Genomic DNA, 24,768 nt, shown 5'->3' on the forward strand with positions numbered 1-24,768 from the left:
TCCCGCCTGCAGGCGCCCGGACTGAGGCCAACAGTGTCATTGGTGCAGTGTGAGCGCTTGCGTAGGGCAGAGCGCCACTGCGTCCTGGGCCGCGTATTCGAGCTTTTGAGGGATTGCAATTTCGGACCCGCCACGGCCCACCGGGTATCCCCAATCGTCGCGCGTGAGCAGCTCCGGAAGTAATTCGATGCAAAGGCCCCGGCCGTCGCAACGGGTCCAATCGATGTGCATTGTGGTGCGGGGCAGCTTTCGGTCTGTCATCGGAGCGCCTCGCATCGCCCTTGCAGGTGTGCTCCGACGTCGGAGGCAAAAGCCGTCAGGGCGCTGAGTGCAAGCCGGGCGGTCCCGTCCGGATGGGCACAGCTACCCCGGCCGGTTACCAGCGCAGCGAGCCGGCTAATCTCCTGTGGAAGTTTCCCGTTGGTGTCTCCGTAAGCCAGACGCGCGAACACGCTCGCGATGGCGGGTAGGCCATTGATGCAGGGACCACACTGGCGTGCTGACTGGCCCGCCAGGTAGGCCAGAATGTCCGCAGTAGCTGAGAGGCCGCAGGCCCCGGACCCCAGCGTCATAATGATTCCGGCACCGGTCCGGGCACCCACCGGGGCCAACCCTTCCTTTGAGAACCGTGCATCCAGCTGGTCCACGGCGAGCCACGTGCCGTGGTATCCACCCACCAGGGCTGCCCGGACCGAATGCAGATCGACGCCGGTACTCACGAGGATCTCCGTCAGGCGCACACCGGTCGGGATTTCGTAGACCCTTGGTCCGGCCGTGTTCCCGGACAGGGTGATGAGCCTGGACCCTGGCGCGGAACCGGTTCCGACGCCGCGGAACCAGGCAGAACCGAAGCGCGAGATCAGTGCGAGGTGAGCGAGTGTCTCCACGTTGTGCACCAGTGTCGGCCGCCCATTCAGGCCGCTGTTGGTCAACCGCTTTGTTCGGTCCCCCGGAACAGCCATGCCGCCGGAAATAGCGCTGACGACTGCCGTTGCTTCTCCCGAGATAAACGTATCGGGCGCTTCGTGCAGGCGTATGCGCGCCTCCCCGCGCTCTTTCAAGGCGCGGGCGACGGGAGCTAGCTGCTCCGCGCCGGCATACAAGTGCAGTTCCTTGGCGCCAAGGCTCCGGCCGGCGATCAGGATGCCGTCGATCACCAAATGGGGGGCGTTGTGCAGCAGGGCTGCGTCCTTCTGGCTCAGCGGTTCACCTTCTGCACCGTTGGCGACGACGACCGGCCGCCGTCCATCTGCGGGGACCGACGCCAACTTTTGCCAGGCCGCAAATCCAGCCCCGCCGCGACCATCGAGCCCGGACTGCAACAGTTCGTCAATCAACCGCGCCCGGTCCATCGCCGGGAGCGGACCAAAGGCTGCCTGGTGGCTGCCGAAATCAGCTGAACCGGCGGCGAACAATCGCGTTGTACCGGCTGGACCGGCAACATGGTCCCGGAGGCTGACGGTGCTCTGATCAGATGTCATCGGGTTTCCTGGCGGCGCACGTTCCGGTATTCGACAAAGTCCTCGTGCAGCCTCCACGCGATGGCCCCTCCAACTGCCATCACGCAAAACACCGCAAGGACGAGGAACCAGAGCTCACGACCGTTCGTGCCATTTCCTATGGCATGAAGCACCGACACAGGCCACATCGCATAGACCAGCCAGTGAACGGTTTTGAACACCTTGGGACCGATCCGGTTGCGCAGCAAAGCGGTGATGGTCACGACGACAAGGAGATCGAAGGCTATCGTCCCAAGTCCGAGCCAGAATGGCTTGTATGCCCCCAGGAAGGGAACGAAGAAATCGACCAGCCTCAGTTGGGCAAATGGATCAAAGAGCAAGGACACAACGTGGACCACAACAAACAGCACCGAGAAGAGTGAGACATTGCGGTGTACCAACGTGACTGCAAATCTCGGGATCCCCACGACAGCCCGCCCAGAGCGGACGCCAATTCCCAGCAGGACGGAAAGTGTCAGGAGCACGAGGGCCACCACGCCGGAGCCTCGGCCCACCGCCCAAAGAGCCTGATCGAATACGGTGTTCATGATTGACCCGCCATCTCGTCCGGAGGCCAGCCACCGCAAGTGGATACCCTGCCTGCACTGTCAACCAAGCGGGCAGGCACGCCTAAGTCCCGCAACCACGACGGCGCGCGGCGGCCCCGCACCACGCATGCGGTGGAGATTGTATTGGCTTCCGCGCAGCTTTTCGCCGCCACCGTCACCGTCCTCCAGAAGGCTTCCGCCGGCAATCCGGTGTGCGGGTCGATGATGTGGTGGACTTGTCGGCCGGAATGGCTCCATCGGCGCTTTTGCGTGCTCGATGTGGCCACCGCATAGCCGGAGTTCAGGCGGACGCACCCGGAGGGATCGTCCGGTAGATCCTGGACCAGCACCACCCACCCCTCCGGGGGCGCCTCCCCCGCAGTGGCAATGTCGCCCCCAAGACCCACCATCGAACCGCAGCCAAGCGTTGACGAAATCCGGTGCGCTGCCCAGTCGGCCGCCAACGCTTTGCCGATTGCGCCAAAGTCGAGCAGGAGGCACTCGGGCACTTTAAGCCTGTTCCCGGCAAGTCCTATCCGGGTCCAGGACGGGGCCACTGTTGTCACTCTAATTGATCCTTGTGCCTCCGGCCCCGGGCTCTGAGGTTCGTCGAGAAGAGCGAAATCACGGTCATACCCGAGGCCAAGCAGCACGCCTCCCAGCGCCGGGTCCACATCCCCGTCGGTCATTTCCGCAGCAGCCAATGCGCTGCGGACGATGGCCGCGAGTACGTCGCTGATTTCGCGGCCGTCGGCTAGCTGGCCCCTCAGGATCATGAGCTCCGAATCGTCGCGGAAACGGCTGCACGCCATCTCAACATCGTGGCATACGGCTTTGCTGAGGTCGACGGCCTGGTCGAGCATCGATGGTTCGGTGACGATGACACATGCCTCGGTGCTCCATAGCTCCCAGCGCCGCGCCGCCGTTACCATCAGGATCCTGACGTTCGGCCCTGCGGGGCCGTCGATCCGGGCCCGAGGGGCTGTACCGGCGAGGTGGATGAGTAGTGGTGGCGTGAGCCATAGTTCGGAGTGGTCGACTGCCCCGTATTGCCGGAAGACGTGTTGCCGGAAGAGGTATTGCCCGCCGCGGCCGGAGCCGAGACGGCCGCACCCACGACCACGGCGCCCGCCACGCTCGCGGCCCCCACCCACGATGTCACTTGACGGGCGATCCTGTGGCCACTTTCCCTGGAGTTCATCGCAGCCTCCTTGGCTGGTGCTTGACCGACGTCTCTGGGTTAATTTTAGGACTGCCAGAGTTGGCCCCGGCTAAGCGTTTCCTGTATAGAAGCTGTGTAGAAATACGGACCGCCTACGCACGAACCGCGCTGGAACGCAAGAGCCTTTCGGTCATTCAAAAGTTTGTGAATACTGCGTACGTTTAGGGCCATGGACACCGTCATCCAAACCATCGACCTGCACAAGAACTTCGGGCGCGTCAAGGCCCTCGACGGCCTGGACCTTGAGGTCCGCGAGGGTGAGATCCACGGATTCCTCGGGCCGAATGGCGCGGGGAAGACCACAACGCTGCGTATCCTCCTCGGGCTGGCCCGCGCGTCGTCGGGCAGCGCGACGGTCCTGGGCATGCATCCGTGGGCGGACGCCGTCGAACTCCACCGGCGCGTCGCGAGCATCCCGGGAGATGTGAGCCTCTGGCCCAACCTCTCGGGCGGCGAGGCTATCGACCTCCTCTCCCGCCTCCGCGGGGGCGCCTTGGACCACGCCGCCTTCAAGGAACGCAAGCATCACCTCTGCGAACTCTTCGACTTCGACCCGAGCAAGAAGGGCCGTGCCTACTCGAAGGGAAACCGCCAGAAGGTCGCGCTCATCTCCGCCCTCGTCATGGACGCTGAGTTGTATCTCCTCGACGAGCCCACGAGCGGCCTTGACCCTCTCATGGAGGCCGTCTTCACGCGCGAGATCAGGCGGATCGTGCACGAGAACGGCGCCACGGTACTGCTCTCGAGCCATATCCTCTCCGAAGTCGAGCAGCTCGCCGACCGCGTGAGCATTATCCGCACTGGCCGGATCGTTGACGGCGGCACGCTCGACGCTCTGCGCCACCTCACCCGCACGGAGATCTCGTTCGCCCAGGACAGTGTGGACACCCACGCGCTGGATACGCTGTCGCAGGTTCACGACCTCACCATGGCCGACGGGCGCGTCAAGTTCGGTGCCGATTCCGATCGCGTCCACGAGGTCCTTCCCCTTCTCGGCACACTCGGGGTCAAAGGTCTGATCGTCGCTCCGCCGTCGCTCGAAGAGCTCTTTTTGCGCCACTACGGCGACACAGTCGCCCCGCCTGTCCAGCAGGAAGAGGGCAAGGGCGGCACGCACCAACGGCGCCATCGCGCCGCCGCGGCGGGTGCCTGAGATGGGCGCGCTGTGGATCCTTTACCGGCAGCGGTTGCGCCGGGACCGCTGGCAGGTGATTGTCTGGGTCCTCTCGATCGGAATGCTCGCGTTGTTCGCGGTCGCTGCCATAGCGAAGACCTTCGGCGACGACGCGACGCGCGCGCAGGTGCTTCAACTCGCGACCGCGGCGCCCGCGATCCTCGTGCTGCGCGGCCTCCCACGCGGTCCGGGGCTCGATTCGTTCACGTTCTTCGAAATCTTCGCTTTCCTGGCGGTCCTTGCCGGACTCATGAATACGTTCATGGCCGTCCGGCACACCCGGGCGGAAGAGGAGTCGGGACGGGCCGAGATTATCTCCGCGACGGCCGCCGGGCGATGGGCCCCGCTCGGCGCGACTGTCCTTCACGGCGCCGTGGCCAACGTGCTCGTTGCCATCGCAACGGTGCTCGGCTTCATGGCCGGAGGCCTTGACCCGGCCGGCTCGCTCGTGGCCGGATTCGCGACGGGTGCCGTGGGCTTCGCGTTCCTCGGCGTGGGCCTGTTGGCCTCCGAGTTCTTCAGCACCTCGCGTGGAGCCAACGGCATTTCGTCGGCGCTCGTGATGGTCGCGTACCTGCTGCGCGGCTTTGGGGACGCGACCGGACAGGTCGGTCCCGACGGCACGACCATGACTGCCGCATGGCCGAGCTGGATCTCCCCCATCGGCTGGGGCCAGCAATCTTTTGCCTACACGGGCAACCGATGGTGGCCGCTGCTCCTTCCCCTCGCGCTCGGGGCGGCGTGCACCGTCGCCGTCGTAGCAATCATGGCGCGCCGGGACGTCGGCGCGAGCGTGCTCGCCGGGCGATCCGGACGCGCCGACGCCAGGCCATGGCTGCGCGGGAGCTTCTCGCTCGCGCTGCGCCTGCAGCAGGGCGCGATCATCGGCTGGTGCGTAGGCGGCCTCGCGACGGGCGTTCTCACGGGCTCGCTCGGGTCCGCGATCCAGTCCTCGATCACCTCCAACCCCCAAATCACGGCCGTGCTTCGCGGCATGATCGAGGCACAGGGCACATCAATGACCCAGCTCCTCGTCGCGGCACTGTTCGAGGTAGCCGGAATACTTGCCGCCGTGTGCGGCGTCCAGGCCGTCCTCCGCCTGCGCCAGGAGGAGGTAGCCGGAACCGCCGAGCCCGTCGTGGCCGAGTCGGTGAGCCGAATGCGCTGGCTCGGGGGCTTCCTCGGCCTCGGCGCCGTCTCGGTCGTGTTCGTCATGGCGTTCACGGCCCTCGGAGCGTGGCTCTCCCTTGTCGCGTCCGGAGACACCTCAAGCGCCGTCGGCGATGTGTGGCAGACTGCCGTCGACCAGCTCCCAGCAGCACTCATCTATCTTGCACTTCCCGCCGTCGTTTTCGTCGTCTGGCCCCGTGCCACGATCCCTGCCGCGTGGGCGCTTCTGGGCGTCGGCGTCGTCCTCGGGATCTACGGCGGCATGCTTGGTCTTGACCAGAAACTCCGGGATCTCTCACCCTTTACCCACAGCCCCGTCACCACCAGTATCGGGACCGACTGGAGCGGCGGCTTCTGGATGCTGGGCATTGCCGCAGTCCTCACGGCATTCTCGCTCGTGGCTGTGCGCCGCCGGGAGGTAGGCACGGCGTGACAGATCCGGGGAGCAAACGCATGCCCGGCGCCGCCGAGACATCCGCGGCCGTGCTCACGGCCGCGGGCTTCCCCAAGATGCCGGCCCGTGCCCTCATGGCCCTTGTGGTCTCCGACGACGGCTCGCTGACCGCGGCCGAGCTCTCCGAGATACTGGGCGCGAGCGCCGCCGCCGTCTCCGGCGCCGTGCGGTACCTGCAGACCGTCGGCTTCGTGCATCGGGTCTCGCAACCCGGCAGCCGCCGCGACCGCTACGCCCTCCCCGACAACGCGTGGTACGTCGCTTCCCTCCGGCAGAACCCCGTGTACAAGCGCCTCGCAGACCTCGCCGACTCCACTGCTTCAAGCCTCCAGGAGGGGTCAGCGGCGAGGGCCAGGGTGAACGAGATGGGCGCCTTCTACCGGTTCCTCATGACCCGGCTGCCGGGACTCCTCGATGAGTGGGAACACACGCGAGCCGAAGCCTAGCCTCCTCTGACATTGCCTGAGCCTCAAGCCTGTGGCGGATACGGCTGAGGCGGATACGGCTGCGGCGGGTGCGGCGGATATGCCTGCACCAGTCGGTCGAAGCGCTGACCCCTGGGATTGGCCGGCAGGGGGCCAGCTGATCCTAGGACCCGAAGGGCCAGCCACGCCGGGTCGAAAGAGGCTGTCGGACGCGTAGTCTCGAAACGGCTACCGGCATAGGGTCCGCTCGTGGAACGACGTGGTCAGGGCCCGGGGTGCCGCCACACGGCCGGCCAACTTCACGGACAAGAGAAAGCGCGTCAGTAAAAATGGAATTCAGGTACCTTGGCAACTCCGGCTTCAAGATCTCGGAAATCACATTCGGCAACTGGCTGACCCACGGCTCCCAGGTCGAGAACGACACCGCCACCGCATGCGTCCGAGCAGCGCTCGACGCCGGAATCAGCACCTTCGACACGGCCGATGTCTATGCCAACACCGCGGCCGAGACCGTCCTCGGCAACGCCCTGAACGGCGAACGCCGGGAATCGCTGGAGATCCTCACGAAGGTATTCGGTCCCACCGGGCCCAAGGGCCACAATGATCTCGGGCTCTCCCGCAAGCACATCACGGAATCCATCAACGGCTCCCTCAGGCGCCTACAGACCGACTACGTGGACCTCTACCAGGCCCACCGCTACGATTTCGAGACCCCGCTGGAAGAAACCATGCAGGCCTTCGCGGACATCGTGCGGCAAGGCAAAGCCCTGTACATCGGCGTGAGCGAATGGACAGCGGAGCAGATCCGTAACGGCCACACACTGGCCAAAGATCTGGGATTCCAGCTGATATCCAACCAGCCGCAGTACTCGATGCTGTGGAGGGTCATCGAGTCCGAGGTGGTGCCGGCGTCGGAAGAACTCGGACTCTCCCAGATCGTGTGGTCCCCCATGGCCCAGGGCGTCCTGAGCGGCAAATACCAGCCCGGGAAACCTGCTCCCGAGGGCAGCCGCGCCACAGACACCAAGGGCGGAGCGCAGATGATCAAGCGTTGGATGTCCAACGAGGTCCTGACCGGCGTCCAGAAGCTCAAACCGATCGCGGAAGAAGCCGGACTGACCATGGCTCAGCTCAGCATCGCCTGGGTCCTGCAGAACCAGAACGTGGCCTCGGCCATCATCGGCGCGTCCCGGCCCGAGCAGGTCGCGGCCAACGTGGCCGCGTCCGGAGTGAAACTGGATCAGGAGATCATGGACAAAATCGACACCGCAATCGGCTCCCTCGCCGAACGCGACCCCGCCCGGACCAAAGATTCCTCACCCGCCACCCGGGAAGCATAAGCACCAAACTGCAGAGGACGGCCGGACGCCCACCTTTCGGCAGGGGACGTCCGGCCACCCTCGTTACACATCCTCGTCCAAACCGACCAATGGGTCTGCGCATCGGGCCTTGATTTCTGCCTCAGCTCAACGACTTCCTGGATCTTCTACTCGGGAATCACCAGATTGCGCCACTGCTCAGGCTTCAGCGACCCGAGAAGGACCGCCCACAAGTAGCGGATGGCACGGCCAGGCCTCGTCCTTGCGGTGATGCGGCCTGCTAGCCTCACTCCATGCGCAGAACATCGGCACGAGGCTCAGACACCGCCGGAGGAGAGCGCGTACTGATCCTGTCCGCAGGGGTAGGATCAGGGCACAACAGCGCGGCGGCGGCGGTGCACCAGGCGTGTGCCGCGCGCGCTGATATCGCCGAGGTGCAGGTGCTCGACGTGCTACAGGTAAGTAGCGTGCTCTACCGCGCACTGCTGGGGAAGGGATACTTCGTCCTGGTCGAGGGTTTACCCTGGCTGGTCGAGTGGGGTTACGACATCAGCAACCCGCCCTTCCGGCGCCGCGGCCCAATCGACCCGTGGACACGGCTGAACGCCGGTCCGGTCATCAGTGCGATCAAGAGGTTCCGACCGACGGCGATCGTGTGCACGCACTTCCTGCCCGCCCAGCTGTTGGCGTCACTGCTCCTCCGCGGCGTGGTTGACGCGAAGACCGCTGTCGTGACGACGGACTATGACTTTCAAGGCCTGTGGCTCTCGGGCGCGTTCCACATGATCTTTGTGGCCAGGGAGGAAGGGAGGGTGGAGCTGATGGCGCTCGGCCTTCCTCCCGACCGAGTCGCGGCCACGGGCATCCCGATCACCAAACCGCTCGATCCTGCGCCCGTGCGCGATTGCAATAAGCCACCGATGCTGCTGATCTCGGCGGGTGCGACCGGCGGGGACTATGCGTTCTCCGTGGTGCGGCAGACAATGCACATGCGCTCGGCATTCACGGCCACGGTGGTGTGCGGGAACAACGACGCGCTCCGGCGACGCATCGAGAAGCTGGTGGCGACCGCCGGCGACCGCTACCGCGTGCTCGGCTTCACGACGGAAATGCCGCAGCTGCTGGGCCGCGCGGACCTGTTTGTCGGCAAGCCGGGCGGCCTTTCAGCGTCGGAGTGCATGGCTGCCGGGCTGCCCATGGTACTTGTAAACCCCATCCCGGGGCAGGAGGTTCGCAACGGCGATTACCTGATGGAGCAGGGGGCGGCCGTCCGCTGCAACACCCCCGCAACGATCGGCTGGAAGATCGATGAGGTGCTGCGCGAGCCCGGCCGGCTGCAGCGGATGCAGGCGGCCGCGCGGAGAACCGGCCGCCCCGACGCCGCGGCGGACGTCCTGAGCGGCCTGCTGGGCGGGCCGTCACGTCCGCTGGTCGTGACCCGCGCGGCGCAAAGGACAGTTCTTGCCGCGAGCGAGCAGCGTTTCGTTGCGACCGATCTCACAGGACCCTCGTCGCTGGTCCGCCTGGTCGACCGGGCCGCGGGTAGCACCGTAGCGCTGCTGCAAGCCGAGGAGCTTTCCGACCTGAAGAAACGGTACGCGACTCCGAACAGTGGCCTGGTGCTGCGGCGCGGCCAAGCGCCCCTTTTGCTCGGCTGGGAGGAACGGCGGTTGCTTCGCGCCCTGCTGCGGGGCGACAACTCGCTGCCCGTCCGCGTCGTAGGGCCATCGGCACCCTTTCGCTTCCCTCCCGGGTGACCGACGGGACACGCCCCCCCCATATTGACCTCAGATCGGCTGGCGGTCCGAGACATCTTCCTCGTCAATCAGTCCCTCCGGGCGCCACAACCGTCCCGCGTCCGCCCAGCCGGCCGGGCTGTGTTGGCCTGCGAGCAGGCCCCAGTCCCCCGTCCGGGGCGACCAGCGCCGCGTGGACGGATCGCGCTGCAAGGTCGGCCCCGCATCCAGGGCAACCCGCACGGTCCTCTCCGCGCCGGGCTGCAGCGTCACCTTTTGGAAGCCCAGGAGCTGAGCGACCGGTCTGCGGATGGACACATCCGCAGCGTAGACCTGAACGACGGTCGAGCCGCCACGGTCGCCCGTATTGGTTACAAGCACATCCGCATAGCCGCCTGTGGCGTCGAACCTGTGGTCTAGAAGCCGATGCTCGATCGTCGTGTAGCCCAGGCCGAATCCGAACGGGAAAGCGGGCGCTTGTCCCTCGCCGTCGAGCCGACGTTGACCCCACTTGTCGTCATAGACGACGGACTTCGCCGCGGGGTCGAACGATGGCAGATGCGCGGCGTCCGTTGGCAGCACAAACGGCAGCCGCCCGCCGGGTTCCTCACTGCCGGTCAGCACGCTCGCGAGGGCGCGGCCGCCTTCCATACCGCCATACCAGGCCAGGAGGAGCGCCGGCACGCGGCCTCGCCACGTCTCCGTGAGGATCGCACTGCCGCTGATCAGCACGACGACGGTCCGGGGATTTGCGGCCACGACCGCCTGGATGAGGCGCTCATCGCCGGGGCACAGGTCGAGGGAGCTGCGGTCGCCACCTCGGACGAAGCGCGACGCCAGGTGCGCGAGGCCAATGAGCACCCGGCGGAGGGGGCCTGAGGCAAAGGTCCGACCGAGGACGCCCACGTCCACGCCGCCGGTAACGACGGACTCGCCTTCGTCGTGCTGGTCCAGGCCGACGACGACGATCGCCGTCTCCGAAGCGGCTGCCAATGCGGCCGCGGCGCGCTCGTTCCGACCGGAGCTGGTCGTGATCCGCACCCCGGGAAGCGCCTCACGGAGCCCCTGCAGCGGCGAGACCGTAGAGGGAGGCCGAACGCGTGACGAGCCATGATCGCCGAGGTTCGCTCGTGCCGCGAGTCGTCCGATCACCGCGAGATGTCCGGTGGTGGGAGCCAACGGCAGTAGCGGCGCCGCGCCGACGGTTTCGTTCTTCAGCAGTACGATCGACTCCGCTGCGACCCGGTGGGCAAGAGCCCGGTGGGCCGGGGAGGCGATGACGGCGCGGGTAGGGGCCACCATCTCCCGAGCCGCGGCATGCTGCACGCAAGTGCGCAGGATGCGGCGCGCGGACTGCAGCACTGTCGCCCAGGCCAGGTCACCGTTACGCAGCGCGGCCGGCAGCTCGCGGGCGCGCAGCAGTCGCAGCGGCATCTCCACGTCCATTCCTGCCTGCAGGCTGACGACCGCGTCATGGGTGCCGAACACCCAGTCGCTCGTCACGAACCCGGAGAAGCCCCACTCCTGTCTCAACACATCCGTGAGCAGGGCGCGATTGACGTCCATGTATTCGCCTCGCACCCGGTTGTAGGAACTCATTACGGAGTCCACGCCGGCTTCCACGACCGCCTTGAACTGGGGCAAGTACACCTCGTGCAGGGCGTGTTCATCGACCGACACGTCGACCTCGAAGCGCTCGTTCTCCATCGAGTTGAGCGCGAAGTGCTTTACGCACGCCATCGCGTTCACGCGCACGCCTCGGGTGATGGCGGTTCCCATCCGGGCAGTGAGCACCGGATCCTCCCCGTAGCACTCCTGAGCCCGGCCCCACGCGGGGTGGCGAAGCAGGTTTACGCAGACGGAGGCGGAGTAATTTGCTCCCCGAGCCCTGGTCTCTAGACCGATCGCAAGCCCGACCCGTTCCTCCAGCGACGGATCCCAGGTTGCGGCCCGCGCAATTGTCACAGGGAAGGCGGTGGAGGCGCCGATCACGACGCCGCGGCCACCGTCGCTGAAGCGGATGCCCGGTATGCCGAGCCGCGAGACCGCCCCGGCCACGAACGACACCCTATCGAGCAGTATCGGGATGAGCGGGAGCAGCAGTCTGGGAGAGTCGCCGTCGAGCAGGCCGAGGATCTCCCCGTCCGTCATCAGATCGATCAGTAGCTCCGCGGCCTCATCCGCGTCGAGCTCGCCCGCCCGGACTGCCCTGACCGCCTCGCCGTAGGCGCTGCTCTCCGCCGACATCGTGTCCGTCAAAGCCAGCCCTTACGTTCGCGCTGCCCGGCGTCCCGCAGTAATCTTCATGCCTAAAGTCTGCACCCTGTGAGTGCGCGTTAGTGGTCGAGGCCGGTACGTGCCTGTGCCGGTCGTGGAGTCGTCGGTGCGTCCGCCCCGGGCGCCGTACCTTGAAGACCAAGTTTCACGGCATTTGTGCCTGTTAGGTTCGGCTGAAGTTAGCTCGCGCCGAATACTGTCGTGACGCGGACAAAGGAAATCTCGAGCCTGCATCTCAGCCCACCCATGTTGATCAAGCCCGGTGTGCGCACCGGCAAATTCCGCCTTAGCGGCGATGACCTCATCCTCGGGTACTAGAAAGCAGGCGTGGTCCTGCTCAAGCCGACCCCGCCCGGCGGCGATAGATGCAAAAACTGGTGCCAAATGATGCAGCCGTTGAAAGTCATGTAGCCCTGGCCCGGCTCTGATATGAAGTAGCAAGAAATCAGAACTCCCACCCAACAAAAGGAAAGAGGCATCCGGCCGCACAGACAGCCACCACCAAAAACGGCCCTAATGGGCCTACAAAAACTGATTTGGGCACAGTCAGAGGGCCAATAGGCCCCTGAACTGCGGAAACAGTGTGCCCGAGGTGGGACTCGAACCGCATTCCAGGCCCTGAAAACACACGGAACTCCCGAAAACATAGGCAATACGAGCCAGACCGGCTGATGTATGACCCAATCGGAAGCCGAAAGTGTTGACACTGTCAACAGCGCCAGATTCGACGTCCGGCCGGATGGGAGCGCTCCGGAACCCAGGATATGCGAGTATTCCCACCCAAAAAACAGGTGCCGCCCACTCTCGCCCCAGGCGCTGGCCGGCACTTAAGCTCCGGATCGGGCCGCTTTCTCGGCCGGCCGTTATGAGGTGGGCCCAAATGACACGAGGACAGCTTTCGATCGCGCGGCCAACGAGGTACTGACTATGAACGGCTCTGTCCATCCACAGGAGGTCATGATGCGGGCGAGGATGACCAATGAAGTCGTTAACGCGGGCGGTGGTACTTGGGCTAGCTCTCTGACTGGTCAGCGGCAGCCTCAAGGTCCGGGCAAGCCGGCACCTCGCCCTCAGGAGTACCAGTGCCAGCCCCCGGAGGAACACTGTCCTCAGGTGCCAGTGGGAGTGGTCCGTGCCGCACAGTTCTCAGGTATCGCGCCTGCACCGACGCCACCTCATAAGGGACACTCCCATGGCAAATACGGGGCATAAGGGAAATTCGGCACGAAGAGGGCGCCACCCGGCTCTGGCAGCCTCGCTTGTAATGGCCGCCTTAGTGATTTATGCAAGCTTTGCTTCGGGAGGCAACGTTCAGGCCAGTACGTCCCCCTGCAACCCCACCGCTCCGGCTCCCACTAACGCTGACCCCGGCACAGTCGTTCTGGCCGATAACTTTGAAACCAATGATTTCAGTAGATGGACCACTGTCACCCAGTTGGGCGACGCCACCGCCACGGTGCAATCGGCAATTTCCAACTCCCCCGCCTGCGCTGCACAAATACATGTGACGGGGAATAGCGGCTCCGAGGCTAACGTGGTGAAAAATTTGCCGGCTTCGGCCAGCGAAGTTTGGGCCAGCGGCTGGTTTGACATCACGCGCGAAGGCAACGCTTCGAACAGTAACGTTCCCACCTTGCGCTTCTTCAACGGCAGCAACCGCCTGTTTGACGTATCGCGTCAAAACGGATCGGGCAGCCTGTTCGTGAGGTGGGCTACCGGCTCCAGCTTCACCCTCGTGGGCGTGGGTAGCGTAGCCGTCGGCCAAAAGTTTGCCCTGAAAATTCACCTGGTAGTCAATGGTGCGCAAAGCCAGGTCCAGGTATGGCAGGACGGCACGAAACTCTTTGACCGGTCGAACAGCACGACCGGGTTTATAGATCTCGGTTCAAATACTTCGATGAATGTCCTCCAGCTGGGAGCAGAGCATGTGACTCAGGATGGCGATATGATCGCCGATGACATTATCCTGAAGACCGTGGCTCCCGGTATACCGGCACCCCCGGTGTTCACCGCGGACACGCCCCCGACCACCGCTACTGCCGGTGCGGCCTACAGCTACACCTTCACTGCCACCGGCAGCCCGGCCCCGACCTTTGCAGTGTCTTCCGGCGCCCTGCCCGCCGGGCTGAGCCTGAACACCAGCACCGGGATCCTGTCCGGCACCCCCACCACGGCTGGCCCGGCAACGTTCACGCTCACCGCCACAAACGGGGTCAGCCCCGACGCGGTCACCCCACCTCTCACGATCACCGTGGCAGCAACGGCGACGGCGCCTTCGGCTCCCACAGGCGTGAGCGCGACGGCGGGCAACGCTTCCGCGTCCGTGTCCTGGACGGCGCCGGCCAACGGCGGTTCCCCGATCACCTCCTACGCCGTGACGCCTTCCACCGGGGGCACGGCTTTGGCTCCGGTGACGGTCTCCGGAAATCCGCCCGCGACGACGGCGACCGTCACCGGACTGAGCAACGGCACCGCGTACACGTTCACCGTGACGGCCACCAACGCCGTCGGGACGTCTGCGCCGTCCGCCGCGTCGGCCCCGGTCACTCCCACGGCGCCCGTTCCCGGCGTCACCAACGGCGGGTTCGAATCCGGGCTCAGCTCCTGGACCACCGGCGGCGTCAAGGCACCCGTGGCCTCCACCACCGCGCACACCGGCACCGGCTCCGCGCTCCTGGGCCTGGTATCCGGGGCCGAGCCCCTCGGGGACAGCAGCCTGGCCCAGACCATCACCATGCCCGCCGCCGGGACCTCCACCCTGTCCTTCTGGTACCAGCCGCACACCGCCGACGAGACCTGCACCGGCACCGCCTGCCGCTACGACTGGATGGAAGCACAAGTCCGCACCACCAGCGGCACGGTCCTGGCGAGCCTGTTCAAGCTCTGCAACAACAACGGGACCTGGACCCAGCTCAGCGCCAACCTCTCCGCCTACAACGGGCAGGCCATCGTGCTCTGGTTCAACCTCCACCTCGACGGTTCCAGCCCGGCGGACAACACCTGGATGTACCTCGACGACGTCACCCTGACCAACAGCCAGACAACCCCCACGGCACCCGCCGCCCCGACCGGGGTCACCGCGACCGCGGGCAACGCCTCCGCCACCGTGTCCTGGACGGCCCCGGCCAACGGCGGCTCCCCGATCACCTCCTACGCCATCACCCCGCACGCCGGTGCCACGACCCTGGCCCCGGTCACCGTCACCGGTAACCCGCCCGCGACGACCGCGAACATCACGGGGCTGAGCAACGGCACCGCGTACACCTTCACCGTCACCGCCACCAACGCCATCGGCACCTCACCGGCCTCCGCGGCCTCGGCACCGGTCACCCCCACGGCGGCCGCGACGGCGCCCGCCGCTCCCACCGGGGTCACCGCGACGGCGGGCAACGCCTCCGCCACCGTGTCCTGGACCGCCCCGGCCAACGGCGGCTCCGCGATCACCTCCTACGCCATCACCCCGCACGCCGGCGCCACGACCCTGGCCCCGGTCACCGTCACCGGTAACCCGCCCGCCACGACCGCGAACATCACCGGACTCAGCAACGGCACCGCCTACACCTTCACCGTCACCGCCACCAACGCCATCGGCACCTCACCGGCCTCCACGGCCTCGGCGCCGGTCACCCCCACGGGAACCACCACCTCGACCATCACCAACGGCGGCTTCGAATCCGGGCTCAGCTCCTGGATCACCGGCGGCGTCAAGGCACCCGTGGCCTCCACCATCGCCCACACCGGCACCGGCTCCGCGCTCCTGGGCCTGGCCTCAGGGGCCGAACCCCTCGGCGACAGCAGCCTGTCCCAGACCATCACCGTCCCCGCCACCGGGACATCGACGCTGTCCTTCTGGTACCAGCCCCACAGCCAGGAAGACCCCTGCACCGGAAATGCCTGCCCGTACGACTGGATGGAAGCACAAGTCCGCACCACCACCGGCACCACCCTGGGAAGCCTGTTCAAACTCTGCAACAACAACGGCACCTGGACCCAGCTCACCGCCGACCTCACCGCCTACAAAGGCCAGACCATCACCCTCTGGTTCAACGTCCACCTCGACGGCTCCACCCCCGCCGACGACACCTGGATGTACCTCGACGACATCACCCTCACCAACAGCTAAATTGCTGGATCTGAACCGTCCGCCGCGACAGAGGGCTCATGACCTCCACAATCACCGGAGCCTAGGGGGGAAGGTCGCCGCCCGTTATCGGCGGAGAACCTCGATCTCGGGGTGGTGCTCCATAACCCACTTGGCCATCCGACGCATCCGTCCTGAGATGAACTCCAGCGTGGCCTCCCGGTACGTGACGTACTCCTCGGTTGTGACCGGTGTCCCGGGACGCTCGAAGTTGTCGAACGGCAGGTAGAACCGAACCTCGTCATAGTCGGGCGTCACGAGGTCCTGCGCGTGGAAGAAGTCCACGAACTCCTCGAACCGCTCGAAGAGCGCGAAGAAGTCCGCGTAGGCGTTGAGGACGCTGGGAGGGGGCTCTCTGGTTCTCCTGTGTAGTGACGCCGGATGCACTCAAGGGTGAGGTCCATGCGGTCACCGATCAGCCGACATGAGGGACCGAACCCTCGTGCAGTGTCCATAGTAGGTCGGTCCTTCGACCTGCCGGGCCAAATCATCGAACTACCGATGGTGTACGGCGGGTCAAGGTAGCGGGACCGCTGGTCCTCGTTCAGCGTCGCTGCCGTACCAATGACTCGCCCCGGAGGCGTCTATCAAGACGAGGTAGTCATCCCGACGGGCCGACGGTGCGATCGGGGCAAAAGGGGCGCCGGAGCGCCGGAGCGCAGCTTCTTGGGCCTCAGCAGCTTACGGTCCAACAGGAGCCTCGAACTGTCCCTGTCCGCGTCGGGTCCGGTCTTCCGAGGCTTGTCGGATTTGTAGTCGAATGAAATATCGAAGACCGGCATGTTGGAAGTGTAAGCGCACAAACCGCTTGAACAAGGCGCCTGGGTTGCCGATGTTGTCCACAGCTAGGTGGCTCGATCAACCATAGGTCATCCCTCGCCCCTCAGGCGGCGGAGGGCGTCCACCCGGTTGTTGCTGCCGAGCTTGGTGTAAGCGTGTTCGAGGTGTTTCGCAACGGTCCTGGGACTGCAGCCGAGCAGGCGTCCGATCGCGATCCCCTTGAGGCCCTGACCGAGCAAGCGCATGACCTCCTGCTCGCGTACGGTGAGCGAATAGACTTCCCCGCCGATTATTTCCGATGCACGGTACGCATTGCCTGCGTATGCAGTATCGAGCAACTGCAGCATTGGCTGGATATGCCGGGCGAGGCCGACCTCGTTGTCGCTGAAGTCATGGTTCCAGCGATTCATACTCCAGCAGTGGAAGAAGTCGACACGGCTCCCGACCGTGAGAAGCGAGGAAATCGGGGCTCCACTGTTCGTGCGTCGGCTCCCTCTGCTCGCCCGAGAAGTTGTCCGAGGCAAGCATGTCGACCTTAGTGAACGCGTAGTGATCCTTCGGGTTCTCGCGGTTAATATCACATTTCTCGAGGTCCTTGTAATGGCCCGGATTTGTATGGGCGCTGGCAAGTGCAGCCACAGATCCGCGCATCGCGGGTCGCTTGTCAGTACGCAAAAGGAGCCGATGGGCGTCGACGCGGGGTCTCTTCGATGACGCATGGCCGCCATCATCGTAATGATGTCCGTTCCGTTCCCACCGCGGCGTTCCTCGACAAGGGCACGCAGGCGCAGCTGGGCCCTGACGTATCGATCCCAGACCTCGGTAGGGCGTGGCTCGTCCATCGGCTCGCGCCCCATGGAACGAGATCGCATCCCTCGTAGATGAATCGTGAAACTCGAACAGGACGAACGTCTGCGCCGGCTCACCGCCCGGCACCTAATGTTCGACAAGGACGCCGCATCCGAACGCGAGTAAGGGGCCGGAAATCGGACCGCCGGCTTCATAGGTCGGCATTACTCACTGCCTAGGACACAAAGCGCCCACCGAATCTCATCGACAGTGCTCACATAGCGTGCCTGATGCCTCGTCGGATAGAGCATCCCAGTCTTTGCCTGCGTCGCCAGAGGTCGAAAAAGTAACGCAAACGTTGTGTCCTTTACGTAGACCGTGGACCCGGTCCATGAAACATGGCACGCCGGGGTGGGAGGGCGGCAAAATCGTTTATGTGCGTCCACAGCTGCACCTCCTCAAATGGGGGTGTCTGATGGACACTGCCACCGGCCGCGGCAGCTGCGTAGCGTGGTGGATGTGGACAGAAGAGACGAAATCCGTGAGTTCCTGATCTCGCGTCGAGCGAAGGTTAGCCCTGAACAGGCCGGCCTCCCCACATACAGGGAACTGCGCCGGGTGCCGGGGCTGCGCCGTGAGGAAGTGGCGCATCTCGCGGGGGTGAGCACGGATTACTACACCCGACTGGAACGCGGCAGTATCCGCGGCGTCTCTGACGCTGTGCTCGAGGCCGTGTCATCGGCCCTTCAGTTGGACGAGGCTGAGCGGGCGCACCTGATGGATCTGGCAAGGACAGCCAACGCGCCGTCGCCGCGGGCGGCACGCCGGCCACCGCAGCAGAGAGTCCGTCCCGGAGTCCTGCGTCTGCTGGACGGGATGACCGCAGCGGTCGCCATCGTCCAGAACGGCCGTTCGGACGTGCTGGCCGCAAACCTGCTGGGCCGGGCGCTGTACGGGCCGGTGTTCAGCTCCGCCGCACAGTTCAACTCAGCTGCACAACTCCACCCCGCCGAAAAGTCGGGACCGGGGACCCCCGCCCGGCTGCCGAACCAGGCCCGCTATCTGTTCCTCGATCCGGGCGCGGGTGACTTCTACCCCGACTGGCGCGCTATCGCGGCGACCACGGTCGCGATGCTGCGCCTGGAAGCGGGGCGGAACCCCGATGACCGGGCGTTGAACGAGCTGGTCGGGGAGCTGACGACGCGCAGCGCGCTGTTCGCGGCCCTGTGGGCCGGGCACGACGTGCGGATCCACACCACGGGCACGAAACGTTTCCATCACCCGCTCGCCGGGGGCTTGTCCCTGCAGTTCGAGACGCTGGACCTTCCCGGCGACGAGGGGCAGACCCTGTTCACCTTCACCGCGGAGCCCGGCTCCGCGTCCGAGAACACGCTGGCGTTCCTCGCCAGCTGGGCGGGAACGCCTCCCGAAACAACCACCGCCGGCCCGGCCGGTGGAACCACCACCCCCGGCTCGCGCTCCCCCGCGCAGCCGGGAACACATATCCAAGGAAAGACAGAACCATGACTGAACAGAAAACCAGCCCGGAACAGACCAGCACAGAACAGCAGGAAGACATGACCGGGAAAAAAGTCTGGTTCATCACCGGAGCGGGCCGTGGCATGGGCACCGACATCGCGCAGGCGGCCCTGGCCGCTGGCCACGCGGTCGTTGCCACCGGCCGCGACCCGGAAAAAGTCACCCAGGCCATCGGCGAGAACAAGGACCTGCTGGCCGTGAAACTCGACGTCACCGACCCCTCGGATGCGGAAGCGGCCGTGCGGGCCGCCGTCGCCCGCTTCGGCCGGATCGACGTGCTCGTGAACAACGCCGGCAACTTCTACGCCGGGTTCTTCGAGGAAATCACCCCCGAGGACTTCCGGGCACAGATCGAAACCACGATGTTCGGGCCCATGAACGTCACCCGGGCGGCACTGCCGGTCCTGCGCACCCAGCGCTCGGGCCTGGTCGTCACGATCTCCTCGACCGCCGGCATCGCCGGAGGGGAGTTCCTGAGCGCCTACGCGGCGTCCAAGTTCGGCGTCGAGGGCTGGGCCGAGTCCCTGGCACCCGAAATCGCACCCTTCGGGATCCGCACCATGCTTGTCGAGCCGGGGTTCTTCCGCACGGAGCTGCTCACCCCCGAATCCACGAGCTACGCCGAATCCACCATCGAGGACTACGCCGAACGCACCGAACAGACGGTCACGGCGTGGAAGGGCATGAACGGCCTGCAGGGCGGGGACCCGGCGAAGCTCGCGCACGCCCTGATCCGCCTGGCCGAACTGGAGCAGCCACCGCTGCGCTTCGCCGCCGGGGCGGACGCCGTGGAAACCTTCGAACAGCGCGCCACGGCGCTCCAGGACCAGGCCGACGCCCACCGCGAACTCTCCAGCAACCTCGCCCACAACGACGCCTAACACCAACCACCCGCCGGCCTCGCTCCCCTTTACCTTCCGGGGGCGCGGGACCGGCCGGCCGGGACCAGCCCTGCCCAAATCACTGCCACCACAGATCCGCTGAGATCCAATCGCTACCGGATGCCCAAAACCGGCCCCACTATTTGGAGGAAAACACCCCATGACAGCAAAACTGACCGGAACCTCCGCCCTGATCACCGGGGCCAGCAGCGGCATCGGCGCCGCGACCGCACGGGAACTCGCCGCACGCGGCGCGTCCGTCGCGCTCGTGGCCCGACGACGGGACCGCCTCGAAACCCTCGCCGCCGACATCGAGAACGACGGCGGCACCGCGCTCGCCATCGAAGCCGACATCACCGACCGCGCCCAGGCCCAAGCCGCCGTCGAGAAGACCATCGAACGGTTCGGACAACTGGACATCCTGGTCAACAACGCCGGCCTCATGCTCCTGGGCCCGGTCCTCGGCGCAGACCCCGAAGACTGGACCCGCATGATCTCCGTCAACCTCCAGGGCCTGCTTCACACCACCCACGCCGCCCTGCCGCACCTGCTCAAAGCAGCCGAAGACAGCCCCCGCCAGGTCGCCGACATCGTGAACATCAGCTCAATCGCCGGCCGCGTGGCCTGGGGCGGCTACGGCGTCTACAACCTGACCAAGTTCGGCGTCAACGGCTTCACCGAATCCCTCCGCCAGGAAGTCACCCGGCGCCACGTCCGCGTCGGTGTCCTGGAACCGGGCGGCGTCGACACCGAACTGGCATCGCACAACACCCCCGAGATCCAGAGCGGAATGACAACCCCCTTCTACGAACAGACCGAAGTCCTCGCCCCTGCGGACATCGCCGACGGCGTCGCCTACATGGTCACCCGGCCCCGCCACACCTCAATCGCCGAACTCTGGATCATGCCCACCGACCAAGCCTGACCCCCGCAATGGATTGGATCCACCCATGGTGACGACCACAGCCACCCCGCCTACGGGCACCCGTTCGTCCCTGCTGCCCCTCGTCGTGCTCAGCCTGTGTGGCTTCACCAGCGTCACCACCGAACTGTTGCCTTCCGGGCTGCTGACCCGTATCGCCTCTGACCTTGGCACGGGGATCGCCGGGGCCGGGTCCCTGACCTCGGTGTACGCGGCCGCGATCGTTGTTGCCGTCCTGCCCCTGACCCGGTTCACGATCCGGGTCCCGCTGCCCGGAGTCGGACTGATTATCGGCTGCTGGGCTTTCATGCTGCTGGCCCACACGAGGCCCCCGATACCGTCACAAGCCTCTCGGTCGTCGCGATCCAGCTCGGCATCGCCCTGGGCGCAGCCCTGGGCGGACTCACCGTCGAGGCCCTAGGCGTGGCCTGGATCCCGGTCACCGGAGCGATCTTCGCCGCCGTGTCCGTGGCCCTGCGCATAGGACACCGCCAACATCTACAGCTTCGGCGGTTCCGGGAAAATCGTCGGCCGCGCAATCAAGGAACTCACCCGCCGTGACGACATCGTCCTGGCCACCAAATAGCTGCCACGACTCCACCGTGTAGACAGGCCTTCGCGGAAGGCCGATCCACAGCAGCTTCTCAGCTATCCCTCGTGACCGGCTAGCGATTGGGACTTAATACATCGAAAACTAGAAGAAGTCAAGTTTTGTCAACAGTCAGGGGCCAAATAGGCCTCTGACCTGCGGAAACACTGTGCCCGAGGTGGGACTCGAACTGCATTCCGGGCCTTGGATACTGGTGGGGAGTCCGGAAAACATAGAGAATCCCGGCCAGTCCGGCCGATGTACGGCACGATCCGAGGCTCGAAGTGTTGACACTGTCAACACACCCTCGGTTCCCACTTTTGAGTTCGCTCACGGGCACGGCCATGTTGTTCGAATGTACGGAACAGCTTGCCTGGTCAGGCGAGTAGTCTCTCGCTCGTGAAGGGAAACCATGAAAAACTCTAAGTGTGAAATTGGGACCTGATCGTATGGCCCAGCATATTCAAGGATGGCTGCAGGCGCTGGCCCATATCGGTGCGGCAGTCAATCGTGGCGTTTCGCTGAGCGAACTGTTGGACCTGATCGCCGCGACGGCCTGCAAATTGATGTCGTACGACTTCTGCGCGATCTTCATCCCGGACGCGGCATCGCAAGTCCTGGTGATCGAAGGCTCCTACGGTCTCTCGCCCGACTACATCCGAGACATAAACGCAGCGCATCCGGTCCGACTTCACGGCCTCCACACCCCCACGCCGGCGGGTCAGGCGTTCGCGATGGGCGTTCCCGTGCAGATCGAGGACTTCGGAAGTAATCCGACGATGCTCACTTGGAGAGCCGCTGCAAGGGACCAAGGATATAATTCCATGATCTCCGTGCCTTTGAACACCGCCGATGAGACACTCGGGACCCTCAACTGCTACACCCGATCAACCCACCACTTCACTAAAGAAGAAGAATCGCGCCTTTTGATGTTGGCGGACCAAGCGGCAATAGCCATCACCACCAGTCGTCTGCGCTCCGAACAGGCGAAGAAGATCACGGTCCTCAACGAGCTGAATGAGTCGCTCGAGGAGCAGTACGAACTGCAAAGACAAGCCGAAGCGATCCACGAGCGCTTGACGGCCTTAACGCTCGAAGGTGGCGGAGTTCGAGCACTTGGCGGAGCCCTGGCAGAGATCCTGGATCGTCCCGTCGCTGTCTGCGAGACCAACGGAACCATCCTCTACAACACCGAACGCGACGGCGTTTCGCTCCCGGCCACCCTCCTCGCGAATGCCGCCGGCGTCCCCCTCCCTGATGCCGCGTCCGCAGGCAATGCCGGATTGCTGTCTGAAGTTCATCTTCCGGATCCGACAGGGACGGGGACTGTTGTTCGGGTTCCGGTGATCATCAAGGAGAAGATCGTCGCGTGGATCTGGACGAGCGGGAAGCTCTCCGAACTGCGACCGCTGGATCGCCAGGCGATCGAACGCGCGGCGGCGCCCCTTGCCCTGGAACTCCTCCGGACCCGGACAGCGACCCAGGCAGAGTGGAGGGACACCGGCGAGATTCTCTCCGAACTCCTGTCAGGCAAACGGCGCGGCTCCACAACGTTCTTGAGCCAAGCCGCACGGCTCGGCCACGATCTGTCACTCCCCCACGCAGTCATCGCAGTCCGATTCGAATCCCGTATCGAAAGCGCTCAACCATACCGGCTTGCCGCCACGTTCGAACGGATGGCACGACAAGTCTCACCAAAGCCGCTGTTCGGATCCCACGGGGAGCACATCGTTGCTCTCTGGCCGCTAGGACCAACGACGCCGATCAACGAAGTGCGAGGCATCGGCGACCAGGTCAGGCAGATTCCTTCAGAACGCAATCAAGGCACGGATCGCACGCACGCTGCCATCACGGGACCGGTCACAAGCATCGCTGACTATCCGGCAGCGTTTGCAACGGCCCGCGGAGCCATCGAGCTGGCAGCCCTGCGCGAGGGGCCCCCCGGAACCCTGGTGTTGAGCGATCTAGGACTGACCGGACTTCTGCTTCAGCTCCCGGATTTATCCGCGCTGAGCCACTATGTCGACGACGTGCTTGGCCCGTTACGTGCCAACGACTTAGCCCAAGATCCGTCGCTCCTGCCGACCTTGTCCGCCCTCATTCACAACGATCTCAATGTTCGTATGACGGCCGAGCAGCTGCATATCAAAGAAGACTTCGTCACCGAAGCCCGCCGACGGATCGAGGATCTGCTCGCAGTTGACCTTTCACGTGCTTCCGATCTCACGCGCATCTCAACGGCCATCGAAGTCGACGACGTCATCCAAGCCAGGCAGCGCACCATCGACGTCTGATCCCCGAGCGCCGGCGCATTCCCCAAATGCGCCCGTGGACGACGCGCGCGTCACACCCGACGCCTCGGGTACCCGCGTGACGGTAAATGGATTGCATAGAGGGGGTGCTGGTTCCACCGAGGCCCCGAGCTGGCAGATCTATTGGAGGCTGACCGGTCGCGCCTCGGCGAGCAACTGATGCGTCGGACTCCCCCGCGCGAAAGTTGCCGCTTTGCGGCTGCCGTTTTACCCATACTGCTGGGCGCACGGTGCCGGAGAGGCAAGCTGACATGAGACACGGACCGCCGATCGGTTATGGGCGGAATGTTCCAACGAACCCTTTCCTGCCATTCATGCGTATGATACTAATTGTTTATATGCGAGATGAAACATGACTTTCCGCACCCAACCGAAGGGCTGGATCTGAATGACCGGGACCGACCCTATCCCGGCCGGCTGAATGCTCGCGCACCGGTGGAGGGTCACTGACGAAAGGGATCCCATGGTACTCAATACACCTCCACCGGCAGGCCGGAAGGCTGGATTTTCCAGTCAGCTAGAACCGCAGCACCGACACAGCCTGCCGCTTAGCCGGACTCAGCCTCTCTTGGTGAAGCAGTGGAAGTACCTGTGGCGCAAGGAATTCGTCGAGCTACGCAACGGTCTCAACGTATCGACCACCGGATGGGTTGACGACATTACCGCAGATGGCTTGACTATTTGGATTTATCTGAGCGGGGGAATGGGTCGGGTGATGATTCATCAATGCGACGGGATCGACGTCTGGCGCGTCGACTCCCGGATCTGCCAGAACCGCAGCGATCCCGCAGCGGAAAAAGCCAACCCAGCCTAGGCGCCAAAGGCCTCTATGGGCATCGCCCATCCACAAGCCGCGGCGGGGCTGCAAAAGACGATCACCCGGATCGTCGACTATCGCAACAACTGCCGCCCCGCCACTCACTACACGTTGCCATCCGCAGCCAGGGATGACCCGAGGAGTACGTCTCAGTCCAAAGTCCTGGGAACTGAA

General features: G+C 65.0%; 19 protein-coding genes and 1 pseudogene. 12 read left to right on the forward strand and 8 right to left on the reverse strand.

Annotated features, from left to right (window positions below; translation table 11 throughout):
* Window positions 1–36 precede the first annotated feature (36 nt).
* Genes ABD742_RS11800 through ABD742_RS11820 form a run of 5 tightly spaced genes read right to left on the reverse strand, consistent with a single transcriptional unit; the run spans window position 37 to window position 3,248 of the window.
* Window positions 37–261, reverse strand: coding sequence for a ferredoxin (locus tag ABD742_RS11800; protein ID WP_234754102.1), 225 nt, complete (start codon window positions 259–261; stop codon window positions 37–39).
* Complete coding sequence (locus ABD742_RS11805) at window positions 258–1,481, reverse strand: NADH-ubiquinone oxidoreductase-F iron-sulfur binding region domain-containing protein (protein WP_234754101.1); 1,224 nt, start codon at window positions 1,479–1,481, stop codon at window positions 258–260. The genes ABD742_RS11800 and ABD742_RS11805 overlap by 4 nt, the downstream gene beginning before the upstream one ends.
* Window positions 1,478–2,047 (reverse strand): ferric reductase-like transmembrane domain-containing protein, encoded by a 570-nt coding sequence (locus tag ABD742_RS11810; protein ID WP_234754100.1) that lies wholly within the window; start codon window positions 2,045–2,047, stop codon window positions 1,478–1,480. Before ABD742_RS11810 ends, ABD742_RS11805 begins: the two co-directional genes overlap by 4 nt.
* The gene (locus ABD742_RS11815) at window positions 2,044–2,979 is read right to left on the reverse strand and encodes an FAD:protein FMN transferase (protein WP_234754099.1); all 936 of its coding nucleotides are present in this window, start codon (window positions 2,977–2,979) and stop codon (window positions 2,044–2,046) included. The genes ABD742_RS11810 and ABD742_RS11815 overlap by 4 nt, the downstream gene beginning before the upstream one ends.
* The gene (locus tag ABD742_RS11820) at window positions 2,979–3,248 is read right to left on the reverse strand and encodes a hypothetical protein (protein WP_234754098.1); all 270 of its coding nucleotides are present in this window, start codon (window positions 3,246–3,248) and stop codon (window positions 2,979–2,981) included. Before ABD742_RS11820 ends, ABD742_RS11815 begins: the two co-directional genes overlap by 1 nt.
* A 190-nt stretch (window positions 3,249–3,438) precedes the next feature.
* Here ABD742_RS11820 and ABD742_RS11825 point away from each other — a divergent pair, with 190 nt between their 5' ends.
* The 5 genes from ABD742_RS11825 to ABD742_RS11845 all read left to right on the forward strand — a co-directional run bounded on the left by ABD742_RS11825 (window position 3,439) and on the right by ABD742_RS11845 (window position 9,568).
* Window positions 3,439–4,422: an ABC transporter ATP-binding protein gene (locus tag ABD742_RS11825; RefSeq protein WP_234754097.1), complete on the forward strand. Its 984-nt coding sequence runs from the start codon at window positions 3,439–3,441 to the stop codon at window positions 4,420–4,422.
* Between the two features lies 1 nt (window position 4,423).
* Window positions 4,424–6,046 (forward strand): ABC transporter permease, encoded by a 1,623-nt coding sequence (locus ABD742_RS11830; RefSeq protein ID WP_234754096.1) that lies wholly within the window; start codon window positions 4,424–4,426, stop codon window positions 6,044–6,046.
* Window positions 6,043–6,513, forward strand: a complete 471-nt coding sequence (locus tag ABD742_RS11835; protein ID WP_234754095.1) for a GbsR/MarR family transcriptional regulator — start codon at window positions 6,043–6,045, stop codon at window positions 6,511–6,513. The genes ABD742_RS11830 and ABD742_RS11835 overlap by 4 nt, the downstream gene beginning before the upstream one ends.
* Before the next feature lie 308 nt (window positions 6,514–6,821).
* The gene (locus ABD742_RS11840; RefSeq protein ID WP_234754094.1) at window positions 6,822–7,832 is read left to right on the forward strand and encodes an aldo/keto reductase family protein; all 1,011 of its coding nucleotides are present in this window, start codon (window positions 6,822–6,824) and stop codon (window positions 7,830–7,832) included.
* A 272-nt stretch (window positions 7,833–8,104) separates the two neighbouring features.
* Window positions 8,105–9,568 carry an MGDG synthase family glycosyltransferase gene (locus ABD742_RS11845; protein WP_234754093.1) on the forward strand — a complete coding sequence of 488 codons (1,464 nt, stop codon included), beginning with the start codon at window positions 8,105–8,107 and terminating at the stop codon, window positions 9,566–9,568.
* 30 nt (window positions 9,569–9,598) lie between these two features.
* On the opposite strand, the gene ABD742_RS11850 is transcribed toward ABD742_RS11845, so the two are convergent.
* Complete coding sequence (locus ABD742_RS11850) at window positions 9,599–11,806, reverse strand: beta-glucosidase family protein (protein WP_234754092.1); 2,208 nt, start codon at window positions 11,804–11,806, stop codon at window positions 9,599–9,601.
* Between the two features lie 1,555 nt (window positions 11,807–13,361).
* Here ABD742_RS11850 and ABD742_RS11855 point away from each other — a divergent pair.
* Entirely contained in the window at window positions 13,362–15,947 is a 2,586-nt protein-coding gene (locus tag ABD742_RS11855) for a fibronectin type III domain-containing protein (protein WP_234754091.1), read from the forward strand.
* A gap of 84 nt (window positions 15,948–16,031) precedes the next feature.
* Here ABD742_RS11855 and ABD742_RS24335 read toward each other — a convergent pair.
* Both ABD742_RS24335 and ABD742_RS11865 read right to left on the reverse strand, forming a co-directional pair.
* Window positions 16,032–16,531, reverse strand: a pseudogene (locus tag ABD742_RS24335) (DUF6994 family protein).
* Between the two features lie 303 nt (window positions 16,532–16,834).
* Window positions 16,835–17,155 (reverse strand): response regulator transcription factor, encoded by a 321-nt coding sequence (locus ABD742_RS11865; protein ID WP_234754089.1) that lies wholly within the window; start codon window positions 17,153–17,155, stop codon window positions 16,835–16,837.
* 898 nt (window positions 17,156–18,053) lie between these two features.
* Here ABD742_RS11865 and ABD742_RS11870 point away from each other — a divergent pair.
* The 6 genes from ABD742_RS11870 (at window position 18,054) to ABD742_RS11895 (ending at window position 24,591) form a co-directional block, all read left to right on the forward strand.
* Window positions 18,054–19,061 carry a helix-turn-helix transcriptional regulator gene (locus ABD742_RS11870; protein WP_234754088.1) on the forward strand — a complete coding sequence of 336 codons (1,008 nt, stop codon included), beginning with the start codon at window positions 18,054–18,056 and terminating at the stop codon, window positions 19,059–19,061.
* Entirely contained in the window at window positions 19,058–19,954 is an 897-nt protein-coding gene (locus tag ABD742_RS11875) for an SDR family oxidoreductase (protein WP_268819598.1), read from the forward strand. Before ABD742_RS11870 ends, ABD742_RS11875 begins: the two co-directional genes overlap by 4 nt.
* Window positions 19,955–20,114: 160 nt before the next feature.
* A complete protein-coding gene (locus ABD742_RS11880) occupies window positions 20,115–20,879 on the forward strand; it encodes an SDR family NAD(P)-dependent oxidoreductase (protein ID WP_234754087.1) in 765 nt (254 codons plus the stop codon).
* A gap of 25 nt (window positions 20,880–20,904) precedes the next feature.
* On the forward strand, window positions 20,905–21,297 hold the full coding sequence (locus ABD742_RS11885) for a hypothetical protein (protein WP_234754086.1): 393 nt from the start codon (window positions 20,905–20,907) through the stop codon (window positions 21,295–21,297).
* A gap of 617 nt (window positions 21,298–21,914) precedes the next feature.
* Window positions 21,915–23,759, forward strand: coding sequence for a helix-turn-helix domain-containing protein (locus ABD742_RS11890; protein ID WP_234754085.1), 1,845 nt, complete (start codon window positions 21,915–21,917; stop codon window positions 23,757–23,759).
* Between the two features lie 481 nt (window positions 23,760–24,240).
* Window positions 24,241–24,591, forward strand: a complete 351-nt coding sequence (locus ABD742_RS11895) for a hypothetical protein (RefSeq protein ID WP_344788026.1) — start codon at window positions 24,241–24,243, stop codon at window positions 24,589–24,591.
* Window positions 24,592–24,768 lie beyond the last annotated feature (177 nt).

This window comes from Arthrobacter ramosus (assembly GCF_039535095.1).
GTDB lineage: Bacteria > Actinomycetota > Actinomycetes > Actinomycetales > Micrococcaceae > Arthrobacter > Arthrobacter ramosus.

Coding starts and splice junctions, on each gene's coding strand:
- ABD742_RS11865 (WP_234754089.1), bottom strand. CDS start 17,155: ATGAATCGCTGGAACCATGACTTCAGCGACAACGAGGTCGGCCTCGCC.
- ABD742_RS11895 (WP_344788026.1), top strand. CDS start 24,241: ATGGTACTCAATACACCTCCACCGGCAGGCCGGAAGGCTGGATTTTCC.
- ABD742_RS11830 (WP_234754096.1), top strand. CDS start 4,424: ATGGGCGCGCTGTGGATCCTTTACCGGCAGCGGTTGCGCCGGGACCGC.
- ABD742_RS11890 (WP_234754085.1), top strand. CDS start 21,915: ATGGCCCAGCATATTCAAGGATGGCTGCAGGCGCTGGCCCATATCGGT.
- ABD742_RS11880 (WP_234754087.1), top strand. CDS start 20,115: ATGACAGCAAAACTGACCGGAACCTCCGCCCTGATCACCGGGGCCAGC.
- ABD742_RS11805 (WP_234754101.1), bottom strand. CDS start 1,481: ATGACATCTGATCAGAGCACCGTCAGCCTCCGGGACCATGTTGCCGGT.
- ABD742_RS11810 (WP_234754100.1), bottom strand. CDS start 2,047: ATGAACACCGTATTCGATCAGGCTCTTTGGGCGGTGGGCCGAGGCTCC.
- ABD742_RS11875 (WP_268819598.1), top strand. CDS start 19,058: ATGACTGAACAGAAAACCAGCCCGGAACAGACCAGCACAGAACAGCAG.
- ABD742_RS11840 (WP_234754094.1), top strand. CDS start 6,822: ATGGAATTCAGGTACCTTGGCAACTCCGGCTTCAAGATCTCGGAAATC.
- ABD742_RS11820 (WP_234754098.1), bottom strand. CDS start 3,248: ATGAACTCCAGGGAAAGTGGCCACAGGATCGCCCGTCAAGTGACATCG.
- ABD742_RS11825 (WP_234754097.1), top strand. CDS start 3,439: ATGGACACCGTCATCCAAACCATCGACCTGCACAAGAACTTCGGGCGC.
- ABD742_RS11800 (WP_234754102.1), bottom strand. CDS start 261: ATGACAGACCGAAAGCTGCCCCGCACCACAATGCACATCGATTGGACC.
- ABD742_RS11845 (WP_234754093.1), top strand. CDS start 8,105: ATGCGCAGAACATCGGCACGAGGCTCAGACACCGCCGGAGGAGAGCGC.
- ABD742_RS11885 (WP_234754086.1), top strand. CDS start 20,905: ATGGTGACGACCACAGCCACCCCGCCTACGGGCACCCGTTCGTCCCTG.
- ABD742_RS11815 (WP_234754099.1), bottom strand. CDS start 2,979: ATGGTAACGGCGGCGCGGCGCTGGGAGCTATGGAGCACCGAGGCATGT.